This window comes from Kineosporia rhizophila (genome assembly GCF_021277265.1).
Taxonomy (GTDB): domain Bacteria; phylum Actinomycetota; class Actinomycetes; order Actinomycetales; family Kineosporiaceae; genus Kineosporia; species Kineosporia rhizophila.
This window is the reverse complement of the sequence record NZ_JAJSOH010000015.1, coordinates 57,618-77,930: the sequence shown is the minus strand read 5'-3', so window position 1 is coordinate 77,930 and position 20,313 is coordinate 57,618. Positions and strand designations below refer to the sequence as shown.

At 68.9% G+C, this 20,313-nt stretch carries 16 protein-coding genes; 6 read left to right on the top strand and 10 right to left on the bottom strand.

All coding sequences use genetic code 11. The annotated features are described in order from the left end of the window. Positions 1–4: 4 nt before the first annotated feature. Both LWF15_RS20925 and LWF15_RS20920 read right to left on the bottom strand, forming a co-directional pair. Entirely contained in the window at positions 5–1,810 is a 1,806-nt protein-coding gene (locus LWF15_RS20925; protein ID WP_232812565.1) for an AfsR/SARP family transcriptional regulator, read from the bottom strand. 158 nt (positions 1,811–1,968) lie between these two features. Then, positions 1,969–2,766, bottom strand: coding sequence for a hypothetical protein (locus LWF15_RS20920; RefSeq protein ID WP_232812564.1), 798 nt, complete (start codon positions 2,764–2,766; stop codon positions 1,969–1,971). 235 nt (positions 2,767–3,001) lie between these two features. Between LWF15_RS20920 and LWF15_RS20915 the strand changes: the two genes are divergently transcribed. Next, complete coding sequence (locus LWF15_RS20915) at positions 3,002–3,859, top strand: NAD-dependent epimerase/dehydratase family protein (protein ID WP_232812563.1); 858 nt, start codon at positions 3,002–3,004, stop codon at positions 3,857–3,859. Positions 3,860–3,863: 4 nt separating this feature from the next. Here LWF15_RS20915 and LWF15_RS20910 read toward each other — a convergent pair whose 3' ends face one another. Further along, positions 3,864–4,811, bottom strand: coding sequence for an NAD-dependent epimerase/dehydratase family protein (locus tag LWF15_RS20910; RefSeq protein ID WP_232812562.1), 948 nt, complete (start codon positions 4,809–4,811; stop codon positions 3,864–3,866). 70 nt (positions 4,812–4,881) lie between these two features. Here LWF15_RS20910 and LWF15_RS20905 point away from each other — a divergent pair, with 70 nt between their 5' ends. Beyond that, the gene (locus LWF15_RS20905; RefSeq protein ID WP_232812561.1) at positions 4,882–5,319 is read left to right on the top strand and encodes a MarR family winged helix-turn-helix transcriptional regulator; all 438 of its coding nucleotides are present in this window, start codon (positions 4,882–4,884) and stop codon (positions 5,317–5,319) included. A 55-nt stretch (positions 5,320–5,374) separates the two neighbouring features. On the opposite strand, the gene LWF15_RS36665 is transcribed toward LWF15_RS20905, so the two are convergent. The 4 genes from LWF15_RS36665 to LWF15_RS20885 all read right to left on the bottom strand — a co-directional run bounded on the left by LWF15_RS36665 (position 5,375) and on the right by LWF15_RS20885 (position 8,155). Next, positions 5,375–6,574 (bottom strand): trypsin-like serine protease, encoded by a 1,200-nt coding sequence (locus tag LWF15_RS36665; RefSeq protein ID WP_269810579.1) that lies wholly within the window; start codon positions 6,572–6,574, stop codon positions 5,375–5,377. Continuing rightward, positions 6,541–6,933 (bottom strand): trypsin-like serine protease, encoded by a 393-nt coding sequence (locus tag LWF15_RS36660; RefSeq protein WP_269810558.1) that lies wholly within the window; start codon positions 6,931–6,933, stop codon positions 6,541–6,543. The genes LWF15_RS36665 and LWF15_RS36660 overlap by 34 nt, the downstream gene beginning before the upstream one ends. A 186-nt stretch (positions 6,934–7,119) precedes the next feature. Then, positions 7,120–7,356, bottom strand: coding sequence for a zinc-binding dehydrogenase (locus LWF15_RS20890; RefSeq protein WP_232812560.1), 237 nt, complete (start codon positions 7,354–7,356; stop codon positions 7,120–7,122). Positions 7,357–7,435: 79 nt separating this feature from the next. Continuing rightward, positions 7,436–8,155 carry an SDR family oxidoreductase gene (locus LWF15_RS20885; RefSeq protein ID WP_232812559.1) on the bottom strand — a complete coding sequence of 240 codons (720 nt, stop codon included), beginning with the start codon at positions 8,153–8,155 and terminating at the stop codon, positions 7,436–7,438. Between the two features lie 82 nt (positions 8,156–8,237). Here LWF15_RS20885 and LWF15_RS20880 point away from each other — a divergent pair, with 82 nt between their 5' ends. After that, entirely contained in the window at positions 8,238–8,792 is a 555-nt protein-coding gene (locus tag LWF15_RS20880; RefSeq protein ID WP_232812558.1) for a TetR/AcrR family transcriptional regulator, read from the top strand. A 56-nt stretch (positions 8,793–8,848) separates the two neighbouring features. Next, the gene (locus LWF15_RS20875) at positions 8,849–10,957 is read left to right on the top strand and encodes a hybrid sensor histidine kinase/response regulator (RefSeq protein WP_232812557.1); all 2,109 of its coding nucleotides are present in this window, start codon (positions 8,849–8,851) and stop codon (positions 10,955–10,957) included. Positions 10,958–10,973: 16 nt separating this feature from the next. Here the strand turns inward: LWF15_RS20875 and LWF15_RS20870 are convergent, their stop codons facing one another. Further along, positions 10,974–12,527, bottom strand: a complete 1,554-nt coding sequence (locus tag LWF15_RS20870; RefSeq protein ID WP_232812556.1) for a sigma-70 family RNA polymerase sigma factor — start codon at positions 12,525–12,527, stop codon at positions 10,974–10,976. A gap of 652 nt (positions 12,528–13,179) precedes the next feature. Here LWF15_RS20870 and LWF15_RS20865 point away from each other — a divergent pair. After that, entirely contained in the window at positions 13,180–15,576 is a 2,397-nt protein-coding gene (locus tag LWF15_RS20865) for a non-reducing end alpha-L-arabinofuranosidase family hydrolase (protein ID WP_232812555.1), read from the top strand. Positions 15,577–15,736: 160 nt separating this feature from the next. Next, positions 15,737–17,434, top strand: coding sequence for an RICIN domain-containing protein (locus LWF15_RS20860; protein ID WP_269810556.1), 1,698 nt, complete (start codon positions 15,737–15,739; stop codon positions 17,432–17,434). A gap of 49 nt (positions 17,435–17,483) precedes the next feature. On the opposite strand, the gene LWF15_RS20850 is transcribed toward LWF15_RS20860, so the two are convergent. Together LWF15_RS20850 and LWF15_RS20845 are read right to left on the bottom strand one after the other, a co-directional pair. After that, entirely contained in the window at positions 17,484–19,001 is a 1,518-nt protein-coding gene (locus tag LWF15_RS20850) for an acetolactate synthase large subunit (RefSeq protein WP_232812554.1), read from the bottom strand. A 47-nt stretch (positions 19,002–19,048) separates the two neighbouring features. After that, on the bottom strand, positions 19,049–20,248 hold the full coding sequence (locus LWF15_RS20845) for an MFS transporter (protein WP_232812553.1): 1,200 nt from the start codon (positions 20,246–20,248) through the stop codon (positions 19,049–19,051). Positions 20,249–20,313 lie beyond the last annotated feature (65 nt).

The following is a 20,313-nucleotide window of genomic DNA, read 5'->3' as shown; positions in this document are numbered from 1 at the left end:
TTGCTCAGGCCGGGGCGCACAGCCGATCGCTCGCGTGGTCGGCCTGCACCCGGGCCACCTCCCGCGCCCCGTCGGTCGCATGGGCCAGGCGCATCATCACGGTGCGCACGACGGGGTCGCTCAGGCGGTAGTGGTGCTCGGTGGCGCACTCTCTGAGCAGCGAGACGTCGATGCAGGCGGCCGCCGCGAAGAACACCTGGTGCACCGGAATCCGCAGGAGGTCGGCGATCCGGGCAGCGGAGTACTCCTGGTCGGGCAGCAGCCCCAGCATCCGGATGATCCGCGCCGCTTCCGGGTCCAGCACGCTGTAGGTGCGCTCGACCGGCGCCGCGAGCAGGTCGCAGTCCGCGTGGCCGGAGGAGAAGGGGTGGGCCATCTCTTCACGCATGTTCTGGGTGATGGCCGAGACGTTCCACCGGGGCAGGTCCCGTACCCGCTGGGCGAAGACCCGCACCGCGAGCGCGTACCCACCGCTGAGGGCCGCCAGCTCCCGGCAGGCCTGCGTCTCCTGGGCCACGCGCTCGGGCCCGGCGACCGCGGCGAAGAGCTCGAGGCTCTCCGAGGGGCTCAGGGGCTGCAGCCGGACCCAGGTGACGTCGGCCATGCCGTGCACCTGCCGCAGCGAGGTGAACAACAGGGCGGCTGAGGGAAGGGCCTGGCGAAGGAGCTGGAGCTGCTCGAGCGAGCTGACATTCTCGACGAGCAGCAGCAACCGCTCGCCCGACGCGAGTGTGTTCAGCTCAGCCGCCCGGGCCTCCCGGCCGGGCAAGGCTGAGAGATCGGCCCCCAGGAGCCGCAGGAGCTGTTCCAGCACCCCGTCCAGTCCTCCGGGGCCGGCCAGATCCACGTAGACCTGACCGCCGGAGAACCCCGGAGCCAGACGGTGGGCGGCAAGGACGGCCAGCGACGAGCGGCCCGAACCGCCCATCCCCACGATCCCCGCCACCGCGCCCGGGCCGGTCAGCGCCGACTCCAGCTCGGCCAGTTCTTGTCGGCGCCCGACGAAGTCGGCCAGGACCACGGGCAGGTAGGTCACTTGCCGTGCGGGGGGTCGCGCGGGGACGTTCTCGTCGTCCCGCAAGATCTGCTCCTGCGCCGTGTGCAGGGCCGGGCCCGGCGAGAGTCCCAGTTCTTCGCGCAGGAGATGCCGCCCGGTGTGGAACACCTCCAGTGCCTGCGCGCGCCGCCCCTGGCGGTGCAAGGCCAGCATCAGCAGCGCCCGGAGGTCTTCGTTCAGGGGGTTCTCCTGGACCAGGCCGGTGAGGTCGTCGACCTCCCGGGCGCTGGGTCCTGCTTCTCGTAAGCGGGACCGGATCAGCGCTTCGGTCGCGGCCACGCGCAGGTCGTTGAGACGCACCCGCTGGGCCTGCGCCCAGGTTCCCGGTACCCCTTCGAGGGCTGGGCCGGACCAGGCGGCCAGGGCATCGGCCAGGACGGGGATCGGGTCGGCAGCGCTGCCCGTGACCTGGTTCAGCGCGGACTGGACGTCCCAGGCATCCACCCGCAGGCCTTCGTCGCGCAGCGCGTAGCCACCGGCGACCGCATCGATCCGGGCGCTGGTGCCTTCCAGGAGGCGCCGCATCCGGGAGATGTAGGTCCGCACCGTTCCCAGGGCGGTGGCCGGCGGCTCCTCGCCCCAGACCACGCGGATCAGTTCGGTGATCGAGACTGCACGGCCCCGGGCCAGCAGCAGGGCGCCCACCACAGCCTGCTGCTGCGGCGAACCGGTTGCGATCTCCTGCCCACCACGCCACAGACGCACCGGGCCCAGAACGGCAAAGCGCAGTTCAATGGCCTCTTCAGTCGTCACCGGAGTCCTTTCCGAACCGATCGCCCTACCGGACCCGATACTCTAGCTGACGATTCGAGAGGTCGAAGCACCCTACGGGAGAGGGACTTTCGTTCTCCTTCCGGACAGGCGAAGACGCCCCCGGCCGCAGGGCCGGGAGCGTCTTCGAGGGGGATGGATCAGGAGATGCTGGAGGCGCTCAGCGGGTTCGCCGGGGCCTTGATCTTGACCTTCGCGTTCCAGGCGGTGTAGGTGAAGCGGCCTTCCGGGTGCGTGTAGGCAGCCAGCCGGTTCGTGCCGTCAGCGGCGATCACGAGCGTGCCCTGGATGCCCCGCTCCTTCAGGCCGATCGTCTTCTTGTAGCCCTTGACCTTCTTGCCCTTGACCTTGACCAGACCGCTCTGCGGCCCGGCCAGGGTGAACACGTCCTGGGTGTAGGTCTTCCACGAGGCCAGCTCGAAGGCGTCGTCCAGGCCCTCGCCCCGGCCGAACTCGATCCAGCGCCCGGCCAGCTGCTCCTTCACCGACTCGTCGCCCTCGGCGATCTGCTCGAGCATGTCCTTGCCCGGCTTGAAGTAGCCCTTCTTCTTGCTGACCAGGATCAGCTTCATCGAGCCGTCACCGGGGGTGGAGAGGCTCCCGGTGGCCTTGCCCGCCTTCGTGATCCGCAGGTCCAGCTTGATGGTGCCGCCCGGGTCCTTGATCGTGGCCTGGACGCGCACCGTCTTGGCCTTCTTGGCCTTGGCGCGGGCGGCCTTGAGGATCTGGATCGGCGTCCGCGCGGCGGCCGAGTAGGCCGCGGCCTGCGCTCCGGTCGGGGCGGCAGCCTGGGTCAGGGGCGCCGAGACGTTCTGGGCGGTGATCGCTTGGGCGCTCTCGCCACCGGTTCCGGCGAGCAGCACGGCAGCGCCGAGCACAGCGGCCGCGGTGGCGGTGAAGAAGCGGGTGTGGAGAGGTCGCGAGTTGTTCGCGGACATGCGATTCCGTTCGCTGAGTTCGAAGCGTGCCGGCAGGACGCAGGAGGCACGCTGACGCGGCCCGGCATCCTCCCCGGGCGCCGCGTCAGCTTAGAATCACCTGTGAATCGGTGCAGGGTATTTCCTGAAGTCGGGGAACCGTTCTCAGGTACCGCTCAGGTTGGTGGGCCTCGAACGCGGATGATCTTCCCGGCCGGCGGGCACAGCAGGCTCCCTGGCACTACCGTCTAGCAACATGTCCCAACGCGTCGTCGTCACCGGAGCCGCCGGCAAGCTCGGCCGGGCTGTCATCACCGACCTGGCCGCCCATGGGTGGGACGTCCTGGCCGTGGACCGGGTGAGTGTTCCGGGCTGGAGCGGGGATTCGCTGCGCGCCGACCTGACCGACTACGGGCAGGTGCTGGAGATCGTCTCCGGTGCCGTCGACGAGCGCGGCCCCCGTCCCGAGGCCGTTGTCCACCTGGCCGCGGTCCCCGCCCCCGGCCTGATCCCGAACTCGGCCACGTTCGCCAACAATGCCCCCGCGACCTGGAACGTCTTCAACGCGTGCCGGGCCGCGGGCGTCCGCAAGGTGGTGTGGGCCTCCAGCGAGACCGTGCTCGGCCTGCCCTTCGACACCCCTCCCCCGTACGCGCCCGTCGACGAGGAGTACCACCCCCGCCCGGAGTCGACCTATTCACTGGTCAAGACGCTGGAGGAGGAGATGGCCACGCAGTTCTGCCGCTGGGACCCCGAACTGTCGATGACCGGCCTGCGGTTCTCCAACGTCATGTACCCCGAGGACTACGCCGCCTTCCCGGCTTTCGACGCCGACCCGCAGCTGCGCAGGTGGAACCTGTGGGGCTACATCGACGCCCGCGACGGGGCCCAGGCCGTCCGGCGCTCGCTGGAGTACCGCACCCCGGGACGCGAGGTGTTCGTGATCGCCAATGCCGACACGGTGATGTCCCGCTCCAGCGCCTCGCTGATGGCCGAGGTCTTCCCGGACGTGGAGATCCGCAAGGAGCTGGGCGAGCACGAGACCCTGCTGAGCATCGACAAGGCACGTCGCGTGCTGGGTTACGAGCCGGAGCACTCCTGGCGCGACGAGTAGTGCGTCACCTCGCGTTGCCCGCCCGCAGCCAGGAGATGTAGTCGGCTGCAGCGGCTTCGGTGTCGTACTCCGGCTCGAAGCCGGTGTCCTGGCGCAGGCGTGTGATGTCCAGCCAGGCGGTCGGCTGCGGGCCGGCTGAGGGAAGTTCGGCGTCGAATGCGGGCTCGGCCGCGCGGATCGCGGCGATGACCTCGGTGTTGCTCGTGGCGCGACCGGAGGCGACATTGTAGGTGGAATGGTGCAGTTCTTCGGCCAACTGAAGCAGGGCCAGGGCGCGGCCGGTGTCCTTGACGTACATCAGGTCGAGGGAGTCCTCGGCACGGGCGGGACGGGCGAGGCCGCTCAGGTCGGGCTCACGGCGCAGGGCGGCGCCCTGGACCAGGGACGGGGCGGCGAAGAAGGGGTCGGGCAGATGGCCGCCGGGGCCCCAGGTCCCGGAGATCCGGGCGTTGACGATCTGCACGTCGGTCGTGTTCGAGAGGTGCCCGGCGACCAGCTCGGTGATCTTCTTGAAGGTCGGGATGGCGTGGGTGAACTCCAGCGACAGCGGCTTGTCCTCGGTGAGAGCCCCCTCGCCCGGGGTGCCCATGTAGACGCCGATGGTGCTGGCGGTGACCACCCGGCGCACCCCCCAGGCCTGCGCGGCCCGCACGATGTTGAGGAACGACTCCAGAGACTGACCGAAGGAGTCGATCGGGTCGGCCCCGCCGTTCACCCACGGCAGCGAGACGGCCAGGTGCACGATCCCGGTGATCGGGTACTTCTGGCCCACCGCGAGCAGGGCCTCGAGGTCGGAGACGTCGGCCTGGACGGTGTGCACGGGCAGGCCGGCCAGGTGCTCGGGCAGGGCGGGACTGCGGCGCTGCAGCAGGACGCACTCCTCACCGGCGTCGGTGAGGGCGCGGACGGTGTGGGAGCCGATGAAGCCGAGGCCGCCGGTCACGAGGATCATGATGATGCCTTTCGCTTGATTCCTGATCGTCAGTGTTACTGACGATCAGGTTAGGCGTAGAATCCGGGTCATGTCCAGCGAAGCCCACCCGACCGCCGATCCGCACGACGTCCTGGCGTATCTGCTCAAGCACGTCACTGCGAAGCTCACCACCGCCACGGATGCCGCGCTGGAGCCCTTCGGGATCGACAGCAAAGACCTCGGAGCCCTGCGCGTCCTGGCCCACCAGGAGCCGAAGTCACAGCTGCAGGTGGCGCAGACGCTCAGCATCGACCGGACGACGATGGTGTCGCTGCTGGACGCCCTGGAACGCAAGGGCGTGGTGACGCGCAGGCCCGACCCGACCGACCGCCGGCGCAACGTCGTCGAGCTGACGCCAGAAGGCCTGAAAACCTTCGACGCCGCGTGGACGGCGTACACACAGGCCGAGAACTCCTTCCTGACCGGCCTTGATCCGAATGCGGCCGGCCAGCTGCGCCGCACGTTGCGCACTCTGCTGCAGGACTGACCCCAGGGCGGGTGGCCACCCGAAAGGTTCGGCGCAGCCACCGCCCCGGGACATCTCAACGGCGCGCAGTCAGCGCGCACCCCGCCCGCTTCAGGTCCAGCGCCGAGAACTTGTTCAGACACTCCGCGATCTGGTGCGCCTGCTGACCGTAGCTGCGGCCCTCACGAACCGTGATGGCCCCACCGGGACCCACCTCGCACGGGTTGCTTTCGGTGCAGCGCTCACCACTGTCGTTGTGCGTGTTGTTGATCCCCAGCACAGTGCTTCCGTCCAGGGACACCAGCGGCGAGCCGGAGTCACCGGGCCTGCTGGTGCAGGCCTCGCCGAGGGTGTAGCGCACCGCCTTGTCCTGCTGCCAGCCGGCTTCCCGCAGGTGCGGCACCACGGCCTCGACCGAGCAGGTGGGACGGGCCTTCTGGTTCAGGAACGCGAAGGAGTCGCCGGCCCGCAGCGGGCGGGTGGTCAGGTCGAAAACCTTCGCCCCCTCGGTGCTGAGCCGGGCGTAGGTCTTGTCCAGCCGGTACAGGGCCACGTCGGTGCCGGTCATGGTCGCATACACCAAGCGCTCGGCCCGGGCGCCGGCCTGGGGGTATCCGGCGGGGTCGGCGATGACGACCGGCGTGTCCAGTCCGGCGGGCCGATCGACCAGGGCCTTGCCCCGCGCCGGCCGTGAGCCCGCCACGCAGTGGCCGTTGGTCAGCACCAGGGCCTTGTCCTGCGGCCGCGCGGTGCGGGTGCGCACCACAGCCCCGCGGCAGTCGCCGACCTGGGCCGCGCCCTCCATGTTCGGGATGACGCTGTCGGCAGGCACATTCGTGCCGTTGGCGATGCCACTGACCCAGTCGTGGTTCTTGGAGACGTCGGTGTACATGACCGGCAGGTCAGCGCCCCGGATGCCGGGGCCGATCACTGTGCCGGCCAGGACCCAGTCGCCGTCGACGTGCATCAGGGCGGGGCCGCCGGAGTCCATGTTGCCTACCCCGACGGCCGGTTCGCTGCTGCCGATGTACAGCGGCAGGGTGCTGCCGTCGTCGTCCCAGCACTGGGCCAGGGGCTGGACCAGGGTGTCGGCCTGGTGCAGCTTGCTGGGAAAGCATGTCCGGTCGTTGAACTCGCCGAAGCAGTCCGGCGAAGTGGCACCCCAGCCCAGGATCCGCACAGCAGTTCCGTCCGCCGGGGTAGCGGTGGACAGCGTCACCGGTTTCTCCTTCACTGCGCGCTTCAGGTGCAGCAGCGCCAGGTCCTCCCCGGCCAGGTCGTACCGGTTGTGGCGTCGTAGAACTTGTCCACCTCGACGAGCTCGCTGCCGGTGTCGGTGTTCAGCGATCCGACGCGCACCTTCCAGCCGCGCGGCGCTGCCACCGTGGCTCCGGTCGGGGTGTTGGCACAGTGCCCGGCCGTGAGCACCCACTGCGGGGCGATCAACACACCACCGCACCGGTGCCCGTCGCTGCGGGGCGAGTCGTACTGAACCGACGCCATGAACGAATAGGGCTGCCGAGCTTCGGTACTGCCGATGACCGCGGCTGCGGGACCGGTACTGACCAGCGCCCACCCCACAGCCATGACCATGGCCAGGCCGCCCAGCACGATGATCTGTATCCGTCTGCTCATGGCCAGGGAAGCTAACGACGGCGGGGTTTCGCCAGCGTAAGCAAGATCGCAGATGCTGACGAAACCCTCCCCGGATTCGCGAGAGCCTCGATGACCGTGGTGAGGGCGGGCCAGGGCCGCGGGAGTGTGCGTGTTCGGAGTCGGGTTGTTCCGTCAGAGGACGCAGGTGTGAGCACCCTCGCCCGCTCAGGCCTTACTCAGGTCCAGGATCAGGCGCCCACGTATGCCACCCCGTTCGACGAGTTCGTGCGCCCGCACCACCTCGTGCATGGCCAGCACCTCGCTCAGGACCGGACGGATCTGCTGCTGCTCGACGTAACGGGTGAGCGCATCCAGGTCGGCCGCTGAGGGATTGTCGGTGAACGCCCGGGTCCGGGGCACGAGTACCCCGAGGAAGGAACGCAGCAGATGATCCGGATCCAACGCCAGGGTGAACTGCTTTCACGACGACCTCCGCATGGCCTTCACCCCCTTGCACGGGTGAGGCGGTGGAGAGGTTCACTCAGCTCCCGCTGAGAGCGGCGAAGATCTTCTCGTACCGCTCCTTCGGGTCGAGCGGCAGCCCCGACTTCACGAACTTGGCCCAGTCGTCGGCCAGCACCTCCTGGGTACCCGACTCGATCGCATCCAGGCCCGCGCCCGCCAGGTCGGCCACCGGGACCTTCGGCGCCTCCAGGCCCTTGCTCATGTCCGTGTCGACCAGGCCCATGTACACGCCGACCACGTGCGTGCCCTGGGGTGCGAGTTCGAGGCGCGCGTTGTCGGTCAGGCTCCACGCTGCGGCTTTCGACGCCGCGTAGGCGCCGGCTCCGGGAAGGGTGAACCAGGACAGGGCGGAGACGACGTTGAGGATGGCGCCGCCGCCGTTGGTCTTGAGGATCGGTGCGAAGGCACGGGTCAGCAGCAGCGCACCGTAGAAGTTGGTGTCCATCTCCCGCCGCACGGCCTCTTCTTCTCCCCCGATCAGCGACGTACCCGTGGAGATGCCGGCGTTGTTGATCAGGACCTGCACGTCACCGGCGCGGCGAGCCGCAGCCTCGATCTGGCCGCGGTCGGTGATGTCGAGCCTGATCGGCTCGACGCCGTCGGCCTGGATGGAGCTCTCGTCCCGGGCGGCGGCGTAGATCTTGCCGGCTCCGCGCTCCTTCAGGAGCCTCACGAACTCGGCACCGATGCCCCGGTTCGCTCCGGTGACGAGCACGACTGCGTCCTTCAGCTCCACGGCAGTTCCATTCTGTAGCGATCACTATTGATGTCAGGGACGCTACCACATTCCATAGCGATCACTACGTTATGATGGGTGCATGGCCGGCCGACCCCGAAGCTTCGATCGAGACGCAGCCCTGGCGGCTGCCGTCGAACAGTTCTGGCGCGAGGGGTACGACGCGACGTCGATCGCCACGCTGACCGCGGCCATGGGCGTGTCGCCGCCGAGCCTCTACGCGGCGTTCGGGGACAAGCAGCGTCTGTTCGAGGAAGCCTCGGCCGAGTACTTCCGGCGCACGTGCGAGGGACTCGACCAGGCGGCCGAACTGCCCACTGCGCGCGAAAGCATCCGGCGCATACTCGACGACACCGCCCACGCCCACACCGACGTCCAAACGCCTCCCGGTTGCCTGATGCTGACCGAGCCACGGCTCGCCGCCCAGCGCGAGGAGCTGTATAAGCGGCTCGTGAGCCGGCTGGAGCGCGGTGTGAAGGACGGCGACCTTCCGCCCGACACCCCGACCGGCCGCCTGGCCTCGTTCCTCGTGGCGATCCTGCGCGGCATGTCAGGCTGTGCGCGGGACGGCGGCACCCTTGAGGACCTGCAGGCGATCGCCGAGACCGCAATGGCGGCGCTTCCGCCCCAGGGCTGACAATTCGATCCCGGTCCGCACTTCAGAGAGCACGATGAACGCCCGATACTCGCGAGGTGGCGGATGCGGAGGTCGGGGCACAGAAGGCCGAGATTTCTGGCGAGGACGCGCTCCTGGCCGAGTACGAACTGCCCGAGGAGGCTCCGCAGGAGCAACTGCGGGCCATCACCCGGGTGGCGGCTGCCGTGTGTGGTACGCCCTCGGCGGTGGTGAACCTGCTGGGCGGATGCTTCCAGCACCAGGTCGGCTCAATCGGTTTCGACGGCGGCCGCTCCGATCTGGGCGACTCCATGTGCGCTCGGGCCATTTACGACCCGAATCTGCGCTACACGCCGAATGCCCAGCTCGAACCGGCTTTCCAGAACAACCCCTGGGTGAACGGGGTGCTGGCACAAGTACGTCTGTACGCCTCAGCGCCATTGCTGCTGCCGGACGGACGGGTCCTCGGAACATTGTGCGTCTTCTCCTCCGAACCGGGGCAACTCAGCGAGACCCAGCGCGCCGCCCTGGTCGATCTGGCCGACCAGGTCGTGACCCTGTTCGAGTTCGCCCGCGTCTCCCGGGAGTCCCAGCAGCTCGCCGAGGACGCCGAGCAGCGTGAGGCGCTGGTCAGTGCCGTCCTGGACACCATCGACGTGGGGGTCGTCGCCTGCGACCGGCAGGGCAGGCTGACGCTGTTCAACGGGGCCGCCCGCCAGATGCACGGCCTGGACGCCGATTCCAGCCTGGACCCGGAGCAGTGGGCCGACAAGTACAGCCTGTTCGCCGAGGACGGCGTGACCCCGCTGCCGGCCGAGGACATTCCGCTGAACCGGGCGCTGCACGAAGGCTACGTCAGCGATGCCCTGATGGTCATCGCACCCGCCGGCCGGCCCGCCATCACGGTGCGCTCGGCGGGGCGCACCCTGCACGGCGAGACGCTGGGCGTCGTGGGTGCGGTGGTGGCCATGACGGACGTGAGCGTTCTGCGTCAGCAGGCCCGGGAGCTGGCCAAGGCCAGGGACGCGGCCGAACATGCGACCCGCGCCAAATCCGCGTTCCTGGCCACCGTCAGCCACGAGATCCGCACACCCCTGAACGGCGTTCACGGGATGCTCGAGCTGCTCCTGAACGACGAACTCAGTGCCGAACAGCACGAACGGGCCCGCATCGCGCTGGCCAGTGCCCGCACCCTGATCGCCCTGCTCAACGACATCCTCGACCTCAGTAAGGGCGAGGCCAAGGAAACGACCCTCCGGCCGCGGCCCATCGATCCGGCGCACCTGGCCCATGAAGTGGCCGACAGTGTGCGGGGATCCGCGTACGTGAAGAACCTGAGCGTGGACCTGGTGATCGGCGGAGGCGTTCCCGCCCAGGTCGAGGCCGACCCTGACCGCCTGCGTCAGATCCTGCTGAACCTGCTGGCCAACGCGGTGAAGTTCACCTCCACCGGAGGGGTGAGCTTCACCCTGGACGTCCCCCGGCCCGAGCACCTGCGCTTCGTCGTCGCCGACACCGGACCGGGCATCAGCGCGCAGGAACTCCCGAACCTGTTCCGTCCTTTCCAGCAGGGTGCGGCCGGGGCCACCCACGGCGGCACCGGCCTGGGTCTGGCCCTGTGCCGCCAGCTCTGCGAGCTCATGGGCGCCACCATCGAGGTGGCCAGCAGCCAGCCCGGCGGCACCACCTTCACCATCGACCTGCCGGTGACGGCGATCTCCCCGACGACGAGCGAGCCGGCCCAGAGCGCCGCCCCTCAGCTCCCGCTGGTCCCACCACAGACGCAGAGCTCGGGGATCTCGTCCGCGAACCCACACACGCCGCGAGTCCTGCTGGTCGATGACGACGACATCGGCCGCCGGGTCGCGAGCGCCTATCTCGGCCAGCTCGGCACCGAGGTGACCACCGCCGGCGACGGGGCCGAAGCACTCGCCATCGCCCAGGACGGCCACTTCGACCTCATCTTCCTGGACCGGCACATGCCGCGCATGGACGGGCTGCAGACCAGCCGGGCCCTGCGCGAGAACCCCCGCACCCGCGACGTGTTCATCGTTGCGCTCACCGCCGCCGGGGAGGACCAGAAGGACGAATGTCTGGAGGCCGGCATGGACGACTACCTGACCAAACCGATCAGTCGCGCCAGCCTCGTGCGTCTTCTGGAGAAGGTGCGCGTCCCGGCACCCTGAGATCGCCCGGTCTGGATCAGCTCAGCGGGTCCCGCACCCGGAACGAACGGTCGGCGTGGAACTGCTCGGACCCGTCGTCCTGGTCCACCCACAGCTGCAGGTCACGGTGCCGCAGGAACCAGCCCGGATAGTTGGCGGCCTCGAAGGAGACCGAGTCCGCCGTCGACCCGGCGATGGCACAGAAGGTGGCGTCACCCCTGAACAGAGCGGTCCCCGGGTCCGGGGCACTGCGCAACCGCCACGACGAATGACGTAAGTAGTCACCGTCGGCCAGGCGGAAGGAGAAGCAGGTCGGGTCGGACAGACCCGCGACCACCTCGAAGGTGGCCCGCGCGCGAGCACTTTTCGCGCTCGTGGGCCCGACTTCGTCGATGATGGCGCCGGTCTCGCTGGTCGAGGCGTAGAAGCCACCCATGTTGACCGGTTCCAGCGAGACCGGCCCCAGGCTCAGCCGGCCCGCAGACACGGTTGCGCTGGTGGTTGCGCTGGTGGGCGCGCTCGTGGCGACCGGTGCCGCCAGCCGGGCGCGGGGGGTCGTGCTCGCTGGGGACGGCGTCGGCACCGGGTCGGTGACCACGACAGGGGGCGTGGGGGGCATCGGGGAGAAGTCCGGCCAGTTCGTGGTCGCGACAGCGGCGCCGGTGACGACCGAGCCGGTCAGGAGCACAACCGAGACCGGATGCGCGGCAGCCATCTGGAGAACGTGTGCGGTGAGGCCGGCCTTGCCCCCCGCAGCGGTGGCGGTGGTGGCCGTGCCCGCGGAGAACTTCCCGAGCATGCTCGTGGCCAGAGCGGCCGGAACCGGGAGCAGGGCCAGGCCCACCAGCAGACCTTCCGGAGCGATCAGGCCGTTCGCCGCGCCCAGGCAGGTGGGGCAGGTGCGGGTGTGCCGCAGGATGCGTTTGCGCCAGACCGGCTGGGGCCTGCCGTCCCACTTGTGCAGGACACGTTCGAGGTCGGAGCAGCGGGGCCGGTTCTCGACGGCCGCGGTGAGGCTGCGGGTCAGTTCGAGCTGGGCATGCATGCGCTGAACGCGCACGGTGGCGTGCGCGATGCTCACGCCCAAGGCGGTGGCCAGGTCGGCCCGGGTGAGCTGGCCGGTGGCTTCGAGCCACCACAGCGACAGCAGGGTCTGGTCGTCAGGGTTGAGCCACTGCCGGGCCCGCACCAGCTGACCACGCTGATCGGCCACCTGGAGATTGAGCACCGTGGCATCCTCGAACTGCACGGCCAGCGCCGCTTCATCCTGGGGCACTTCGTCCAGGGCCGCGGTGCGGGCCGTCTGCCTGCTCCAGCGATGCTGATGCGTGCTGATCTGGCGGATGGTGATCGCGGCCAGCCAGGCCCGGAAGCTTTCCGGATGGTTCAGCCTGGGCAGTTCCCGCAGGGCCCGCAGCATCGTTTCCTGAACGACGTCGTCGACCTCGGGGCTGCCGCTCAGGGCCCGTCGAACGATGGTGTAGACGAACGGCAGTCGCGCGTCGAGCAGCGCTTCCAGGGCTCGTCGGTCGCCGGCCTGGGCCGCGACGACCCGGGCGGTCTCATCAGGGTGGCTGGTCTGCATTTCCATGTCGCTGTCGGTCGGAGCGGCCGGGCCGCGCGCCGGTGGGGAACTGACTCTGAACGAGGGCGTTGGTGGAGTCAAGCCGCGGTGGTCACCGGACGCCTTGCGACCACTGCGGGAGCGGCCGTATAACAAGAACTCAGCACATTCTTTCCACCGCCGTGTCCGTACCGGCACCGACATTCTCTTAGTCAAGAATTGCTGAACTCAAGAGCAAGAAAAATGGACGACCGGACGGGCACCCAGCCCAAAAATTCTTTCGAGAAGTTGTTATCTCGAATACCTGCGACTGGTCGCCGCCGCGAACTCGATACGCCGGACCACCTGCCGGAAACCTTTTCTCAGGCATGTGTATAAACACTTCGCACCCACTCTGATCAGGCATGATGTCACGAGGAGCGATCTTCTGATCATGAGCGCGCTTGTCTGGGCGAAAGGGCTCTGCCAGCATTGAATTACGCCGATCCGGACCCGGACCGCAAAGGGGACCATTGCATCCGGATCCCTTTGGCCCAGGTTAATTCTTGTCCTTCGAGTGACCCGCGCCGCCCCGTAGGTCGTCGACCGCCGACCCTTTTCAGCTCCGAGAGGCACCCAACTCATGACCGTCACCGTCCCAACCGACCGGACCCCACGCGTCCATTGGTGGAAGGCCTGTGTGGCCACCGCAGCCGCCGCTCTTCTGGGCGGGGTGACCCTCGCCGTCGCCGCGCCGGCCGAGGCGGCCACCACGCTCGGCGCCTCGGCAACCGCCAAGGGCCGCTATTTCGGCGTCGCCGTCGCCGGTGGCCGGCTGAGTGACTCCACGTACAACCGGATCGTGACCACGGAGTTCACCTCCCTCACGGCCGAGAACGAGATGAAGTGGGACGCCACCGAGCCCTCGCGCGGCTCGTTCAACTACACCCGGGGCGACCAGATCCTGAACAAGGGCGTCGCCATGGGGGCCAAGGTCCGGGGCCACGCCCTGCTCTGGCACTCCCAGGAGCCCGGCTGGGCGCAGTCGATGTCCGGCAGTGCCCTGCGCAGCGCCGCGATCAACCACGTCACCCAGGTCGCCACCCACTACAAGGGCAAGATCTACGCCTGGGACGTGGTCAACGAGGCCTTCGCCGACGGTGGCAGCGGCGCCCGCCGCGACTCCAACCTGCAGCGCACCGGCAACGACTGGATCGAGGCCGCGTTCCGCGCCGCCCGGGCCGCCGACCCCGCCGCCAAGCTCTGCTACAACGACTACAACACCGACAGCATCAACCCGAAGTCCACGGCCGTCCTGAACATGGTCAAGGACTTCAAGGCCCGCGGGGTGCCGATCGACTGCGTCGGCTTCCAGTCGCACCTGGGCACCAGCATGCCCGGCGACTACCAGGCCAACCTGCAGCGCTTCGCCGACGCCGGTGTGGACGTGCAGATCACCGAACTCGACGTGGCCCAGGGCTCCAACCAGGCCGGCACCTACGGCGCCGTGACCAAGGCGTGCCTGGCGATCTCCCGGTGCACGGGCATCACCGTGTGGGGTGTGCGTGACAGCGACTCCTGGCGCACCGGGGAGAACCCGCTGCTGTTCGACAACTCCGGCAACAAGAAGGCCGCCTACACCTCGGTGCTGAACGCCCTCAACACCGGTACCAGCACCGGCGGGAACACTGGCGGCAACACGGGTGGCGAGTCGTCGGCGATCGACACCAACGCGTCCTACGTCCTGCTCAACCGCAACAGCGGCAAGGCCCTGGACGTGTACAACCTCGCCACCGACGACGGGGCCCGGATCGCCCAGTGGGCCCGTAACGACGGTACCCAGCAGCAGTGGCAGTTCGTCGCCTCCGGCGACGGGTACTACCGGCTGAAGTCCCGCCTGTCGGGCAAGGTTCTGGACGTCTACAACTGGTCCAAGAACGACGGCGCCCAGATCGTGCAGTGGGGCGACCGCAACGGCGCCAACCAGCAGTTCCGCATCGAGAACATCGACGGCCACATCCAGCTGATCAACCGCGACAGCGCCAAGGCCCTGGAGGTCAAGGGTTCGGCCAAGACCGACGGCGCCGACGTCGTGCAGGCCGCCGACACCAACGCCGCCAACCAGCAGTGGCAGCTCGCCCGCGTCGGCGCCACCACGACCCCCGTCACCACGAGCCCTACGGCCGGGTGCACGCTCCCGTCGACGTACCGCTGGACCTCGACGGGATCACTGGCCAACCCGAAGTCCGGCTGGGCCTCGCTGAAGGACTTCACCACCGCCCCCTACAACGGCAAGCAGCTGGTCTACGCCACCACCCACGACAACGGGGACAAGTGGGGTTCGATGGCCTTCAGCCCCGTCTCGAAGTTCTCCGACCTGGCCACCGCCACCCAGACCCCGATGAACTCGGCCACGGTCGCTCCCTCGCTGTTCTACTTCGCGCCGAAGAAGATCTGGGTGCTCACCTACCAGTGGGGCCCGACCAAGTTCTCGTACCGAACCTCCTCCGACCCCACCAACGCCAACGGCTGGTCGGCCGCCCAGACCCTCTTCACCGGCAACATCACCGACTCCGGCACCGGCCCGATCGACCAGACCATCATCGGTGACGGCTCGAACATGTACCTGTTCTTCGCCGGCGACAACGGCAAGATCTACCGGGCCGCCATGCCGATCGGGAACTTCCCCGGCAGCTTCGGCTCCAGCTCCACCGTGGTCATGAGCGACACCAAGAACAACCTGTTCGAGGCCCCCCAGGTGTACAAGGTCCAGGGGCAGAACCAGTACCTGATGATCGTCGAGGCGGTCGGCACCAACAACCGGCGCTACTTCCGCTCCTTCACCGCCACCAGCCTGAACGGCAGCTGGGCCCCGCAGGCCGCCACCGAGAGCAACCCCTTCGCGGGCAAGGCCAACAGCGGCGCCACCTGGACCGACGACATCAGCCACGGTGAGCTGATCCGCACCAGCGCCGACCAGACCATGACGGTCGACCCGTGCAACCTGCAGCTGCTGTACCAGGGCCGCTCCCCCAACTCCGGCGGCGACTACGGCCGCCTGCCCTACCGCCCTGGGCTGCTCACCCTGCAGCGCTGAAACCCCCTCTCCAATCCGAGTTCATGACCTTGCCGGTCCGTGCCCGCGGGCGCGGGCCGGCAAGGTCAGCCAGAGTCAGCCAGGAAGGCATGAAATGACGCACGACCAGAACCGGACGAGCGGACGCAGACTTCTGGGTCGCCGAACCATCCTGACCACGATGGGGGCGGTACCGGCCCTCGGCGTGGCAGCCCTCGTGGTGGGCGCCAACCAGGCCTCGGCCGCCCCCGCAGCCATCAACCCCGCAGCCCGCCGGCAGACCATCCGGGGCTTCGGCGCGATGACGCACGCGGCCTGGATCGGTGACCTCACCACGGCGCAGCGCGATACCGCGTTCGGCTCCGGCGAGGGCAAACTCGGTTTCTCCATCCTGAGAATCCCGGTGGGCGAGAAGGAAGCGGACTGGAGCCGTGACCTGGCCACCGCCAAGCGGGCAGTCGCACTCGGCGCCATCGTCTTCGCCTCGCCGTGGAACCCCCCGGCCTCGATGACCGAGACCTTCACCCGCGGCAGCCAGACCAACGCCCGTCGTCTCAAGGCCGGCTCGTACGCCGCCTACGCCAAGCACCTGAACGACTTCACCGTCTACATGCGCAACAACGGGGTTGAGCTGTACGCCATCTCGATGCAGAACGAGCCCGACTACGCGCAGGAATGGACGTGGTGGACCACCGCCGAGATTACCCGCTTCCTCCGTGACCACGCCGGTTCGATCAGCACCCGGGTCATCGCCCCGGAGTCGTTCCAGTACACCAAGTCCCTGTCCGACCCGATCCTCAACGACGCTGCGGCGCTGGCCAACGTCGACATCCTCGGGGCGCACCTGTACGGCACGCAGTACTCGAACTTCGCCTACCCCCTGTTCAAGCAGAAGGGAGCAGGCAAGGAACTGTGGATGACCGAGGTCTACTACCCCAACAGCAACACCAACTCGGGCAACGCCTGGCCCGAGGCCCTGGACGTGGGCGAGCACATCCACCGCGCCATGGTCGACGCCGAGTTCCAGGCCTACGTGTGGTGGTACCTGCGGCGCAGCTACGGCCCCATGCTCGAGAACGGGCAGATCAGCAAGCGCGGCGCTCTGATGATGCACTTCGCGCGGTTCGTCCGCCCGGGGTATGTGCGCATCGACGCCACCGCGAACCCGGCCTCAGGCGTCCTGGTTTCGGCCTACCGCAACGACAACACGGTCGTCATCGTGGCCATCAACAAGAACACCTCCGCCGTGAGCCAGCAGTTCGCCCTGGCCAACAGCTCCACGTCGGGCAGCGTCGCGAACTGGCTCACCGACGCAACCCGGAACGTGGCCCCCCAGGCGGCCCTGGCCATGTCCGGCGGTTCGCTCACCGTCTCGCTCCCCGCCCGCAGCGCCATGACTTTCGTGGTGCCCCTGGGCACGACCCCGGTCGCCACCCCGAGCACCGGTGCCGGCGCCAGTGAGACGTACAAGCTGGTCAACGTCGCCACCGGCCTGGTCCTCGGCGTACAGAACATGTCCAAGGCCGACGGTGGCCTGGCCGTGGTGTGGAACGACGCCGGCACGGCCGACCACAAGTGGGTCAGGGTCACGGACGGCACGGCGTTCCGGTTCCGTAACGCCCACAGCAACAAGGTTCTGGGCGTACAGAACATGTCGAAGGCCGACAGCGCCCGCGTTCTGCAGTGGGACGACAACGGCACCGCCGACCACCGCTGGACCCTGGTGAGCAACAGCGACGGCTCGTACCGCATCCGCAACGTCAACAGCGGCAAGGTGCTCGCCGTGCCCACCGGCTCCAGCGCCCGGGGCACTCAGGTGGTGCAGTACTCCGACAACGGCAGCGCCAGCCACAACTGGCGCCTGGTCAAGGTCAGCTGACCCACGTCTGCTCCGGACTGCTCTCAGCTGGGCGGTCCGGAGCAGACGGCTACTGACTGCCGGTGAGGACGGCCTCGATGAGATGCGGCCCGGGGGTGGAGGTCGCGGCCTTGAACTGGGCGGCCAGCTCCTCCACGGTGCCGGCTCGGGTGGCGGGTACGCCCATCCCCTCGCTGAGGGAGACGAAGTCGAGGTGAGGACCGACCAGGTCGATCATCGACGCCGCCCCCGGCCCCTCAGCCCGGGCACCGACACGTTTCAGTTCGGCGCGCAGGATCGCGTAGGAGCGGTTGTTCAGGATGACGGTGGTGATGTCGAGGCGCTCACGGGCATGGGTCCAGAGCGCCGAGAGCGTGTACATGGCGCTGCCGTCCGCCTCCAGGCAGACGACCGGGCGCTGCTGGCAGGCGATGGCTGCTCCCGCGGCCAGAGGCAGGCCCTGACCGATGGCCAGGCCGGTCAGGCCGAGCACGTCGTGCGCGGGGGCTCCGGCGAACGCATCCGGCAGAACCTTCAGACCGGACGTGATCGCCTCATCGACCACGATGGAGTTCTCGGGCAGGAGGGCCGCCAGGACGTAGGCCCAGTTGTCCGCGTCCAGAAGCCCGGTGGGCAGATCGATGTGCTTGGGGGCCGCACCCCTTGCCCGGACGTCAGGGGCAAGGTCAGCGGCCAGGGCCTTGAGCGCGGCCGCTCCACCGCCCAACTGGTGCACCTGCGCTCCCGCCGGGGTCAGGCGCCCGTCCTGACCTGGATAGGCGAAAGACGTTACCGGCGCGCCGGTCTCGACCAGGATCAGGTGCTTGACCCCGTCGAGCTGATCGGCAACCGTCTCGGCGCGATAGCTGAGGGGCGTCACCACCGGCACTCCGGCGCCGCGGCGTAACCTGGCCGGCCACGTGGGGCAGAACAGCTTCGACTTCGTGGCCTGGGCGATGCGGTCGGCAGCGGCCAGGCCCTCTTCGCTCAAGGCCGAACCGTTCAGCAGGAACGCCACCGGTTCACCACTGCTCAGCACGTGCGACAGATCGGGCACCGCGGCCGGCCTGGTCCGGGCCGTTGCCCGGCCGCCCGCCTGGGCACCGTCGGACCAGGACACGTCGGCCGGGACGATGAGGGTGGACACCCCACCGGCCTCGATCGCTTCCACCACCGCGGGTCCCAGCGCATCGACCTCGGTCGGGCGCCCCACCCACGACGACACCGTGCTCGCGGCCGACTCGATGTCGGACTGCAGGGGCGAGTCCAGCGATTGGTGGCTGGCCGCGTGGTCTCCGACGATGTTCAGCACCGGGGTGGCCGCCCGCCGCGCGTTGTGCAGGTTGGCCAGACCGTTCGCCAGCCCGGGCCCCAGATGCAGCAGGGTCGCTGCCGGGGCACCAGCCATTCGCCCGTACCCGTCGGCCGCGCCAGTGGCGACACCTTCGAAAAGGCACAGGACCGCACGCATGGACGGGTACGACTCCAGGGCCGCGACCAGGTGCATCTCCGAGGTTCCGGGATTGGCGAAGCAGACCCGGACGCCGTTGTCGATCAGTGTCTGCAGCAGTGCCTCAGCGCCGTTCACGATCTCCTCACGAGCAGTTCGAGTTCCTGGTTCACCTCACGGGCCTCCTACGAAGCCTTCCGGCTGCGCAGGACAGGCAGAACGAGTACGGCCCCCAGCACCAACAGCGCGGCCAGTCCCTGCAACACAGGTCCGAAACCGTGGCTGACGCCCGCGCGCACCAACTGCGGGCCGAGGCTGGCACCGATGAACATCCCGCAAGCGTAGAGCGCCACCGCCGCACCGGTGCTCTTCGGGGCGAGCGCGGTGATGGTCTGGACCATGGCGGGGGCGGTTGCGGCAACGGCGGCGACGAACACGAACAGGGCCGCTCCCAGCCACACCACGTGCGAGCCGAGCAGAGAGGCAGCCAGCAGGGCAAGGGCCCCCACAGCCAGAGCAGCCACACTTCGCACCGGTCCGCGCAGGCGCTGCAAGAACGGCGCCGACGCAGCGACCATGACGAGGGCGGGCAACGAACTGGCCCGCAGGAGGAGAACAGCGCCGGTGTCCCCGGCCAGGGCAGGCGGACCGGCGATGGCAATGGCGGCGTACAGGCCGACGAAGGCACTCATCAGACACACCGTTGCCCCGTACACGGCCAGCAGGTGCGCTGGTCGCAGAAGAGCCGGCATGACGGCGAAGGCCTGGACCAGGCTTGTGTCGTGCTGATGCGGCCCGGGGCGCAGCACCCGCCGGGCGACGATCGCGCTCAGGGCCATGAGCAGGCCGTTGATGACGAACACGGCTCGCCATCCGGCCGCGTCGGCCACCGGCGCGACGGCGATCTGCATCACGATGGCCGAGGCCAGCATCGCGCTGGTGACACAGGTGAGGGCGAACGGCCGGCGCACGGGCGCGACGTGGTGCGCCACGTAGGCGAAGGCGGCCGGCGCGAAGGTGGCTGCGGTGACGCCCTGGACCGCGCGCAGAGCGACGGCCCAGCCGAGGGACGATGCGCTCGAGACCGCGATCGTGGTCAGCGTGCAGGCCAGCAGACCGGTCACGATGACGGCGCGCGGGCCGTGGCGGTCGGTCATCGGCCCGGCGACCAGGAACCCGGCGGCATAGGCGATCCCGAAAGCGGTCGTGGCCCAGGTGATGTCGGGTCCGGGTACGTCGAAGGTCTCGGACATCGGGGTGGTCAGCGCCAGTACCGCGTACATCTGCCCCACGACCAGCAGGCCGAGGAGGATCAGCAGCACGACCGGACCAGAGGTGGGCGGCTGGGCCTGGGAGTCTCCGACTTCCTTCTTGGTGACAGTCACGGCTTTCTCCTGGAAGGGCTACTGAGGTGCTGGCCCGGCGGCCCTGATCGGCCGCCGGGCGTCCG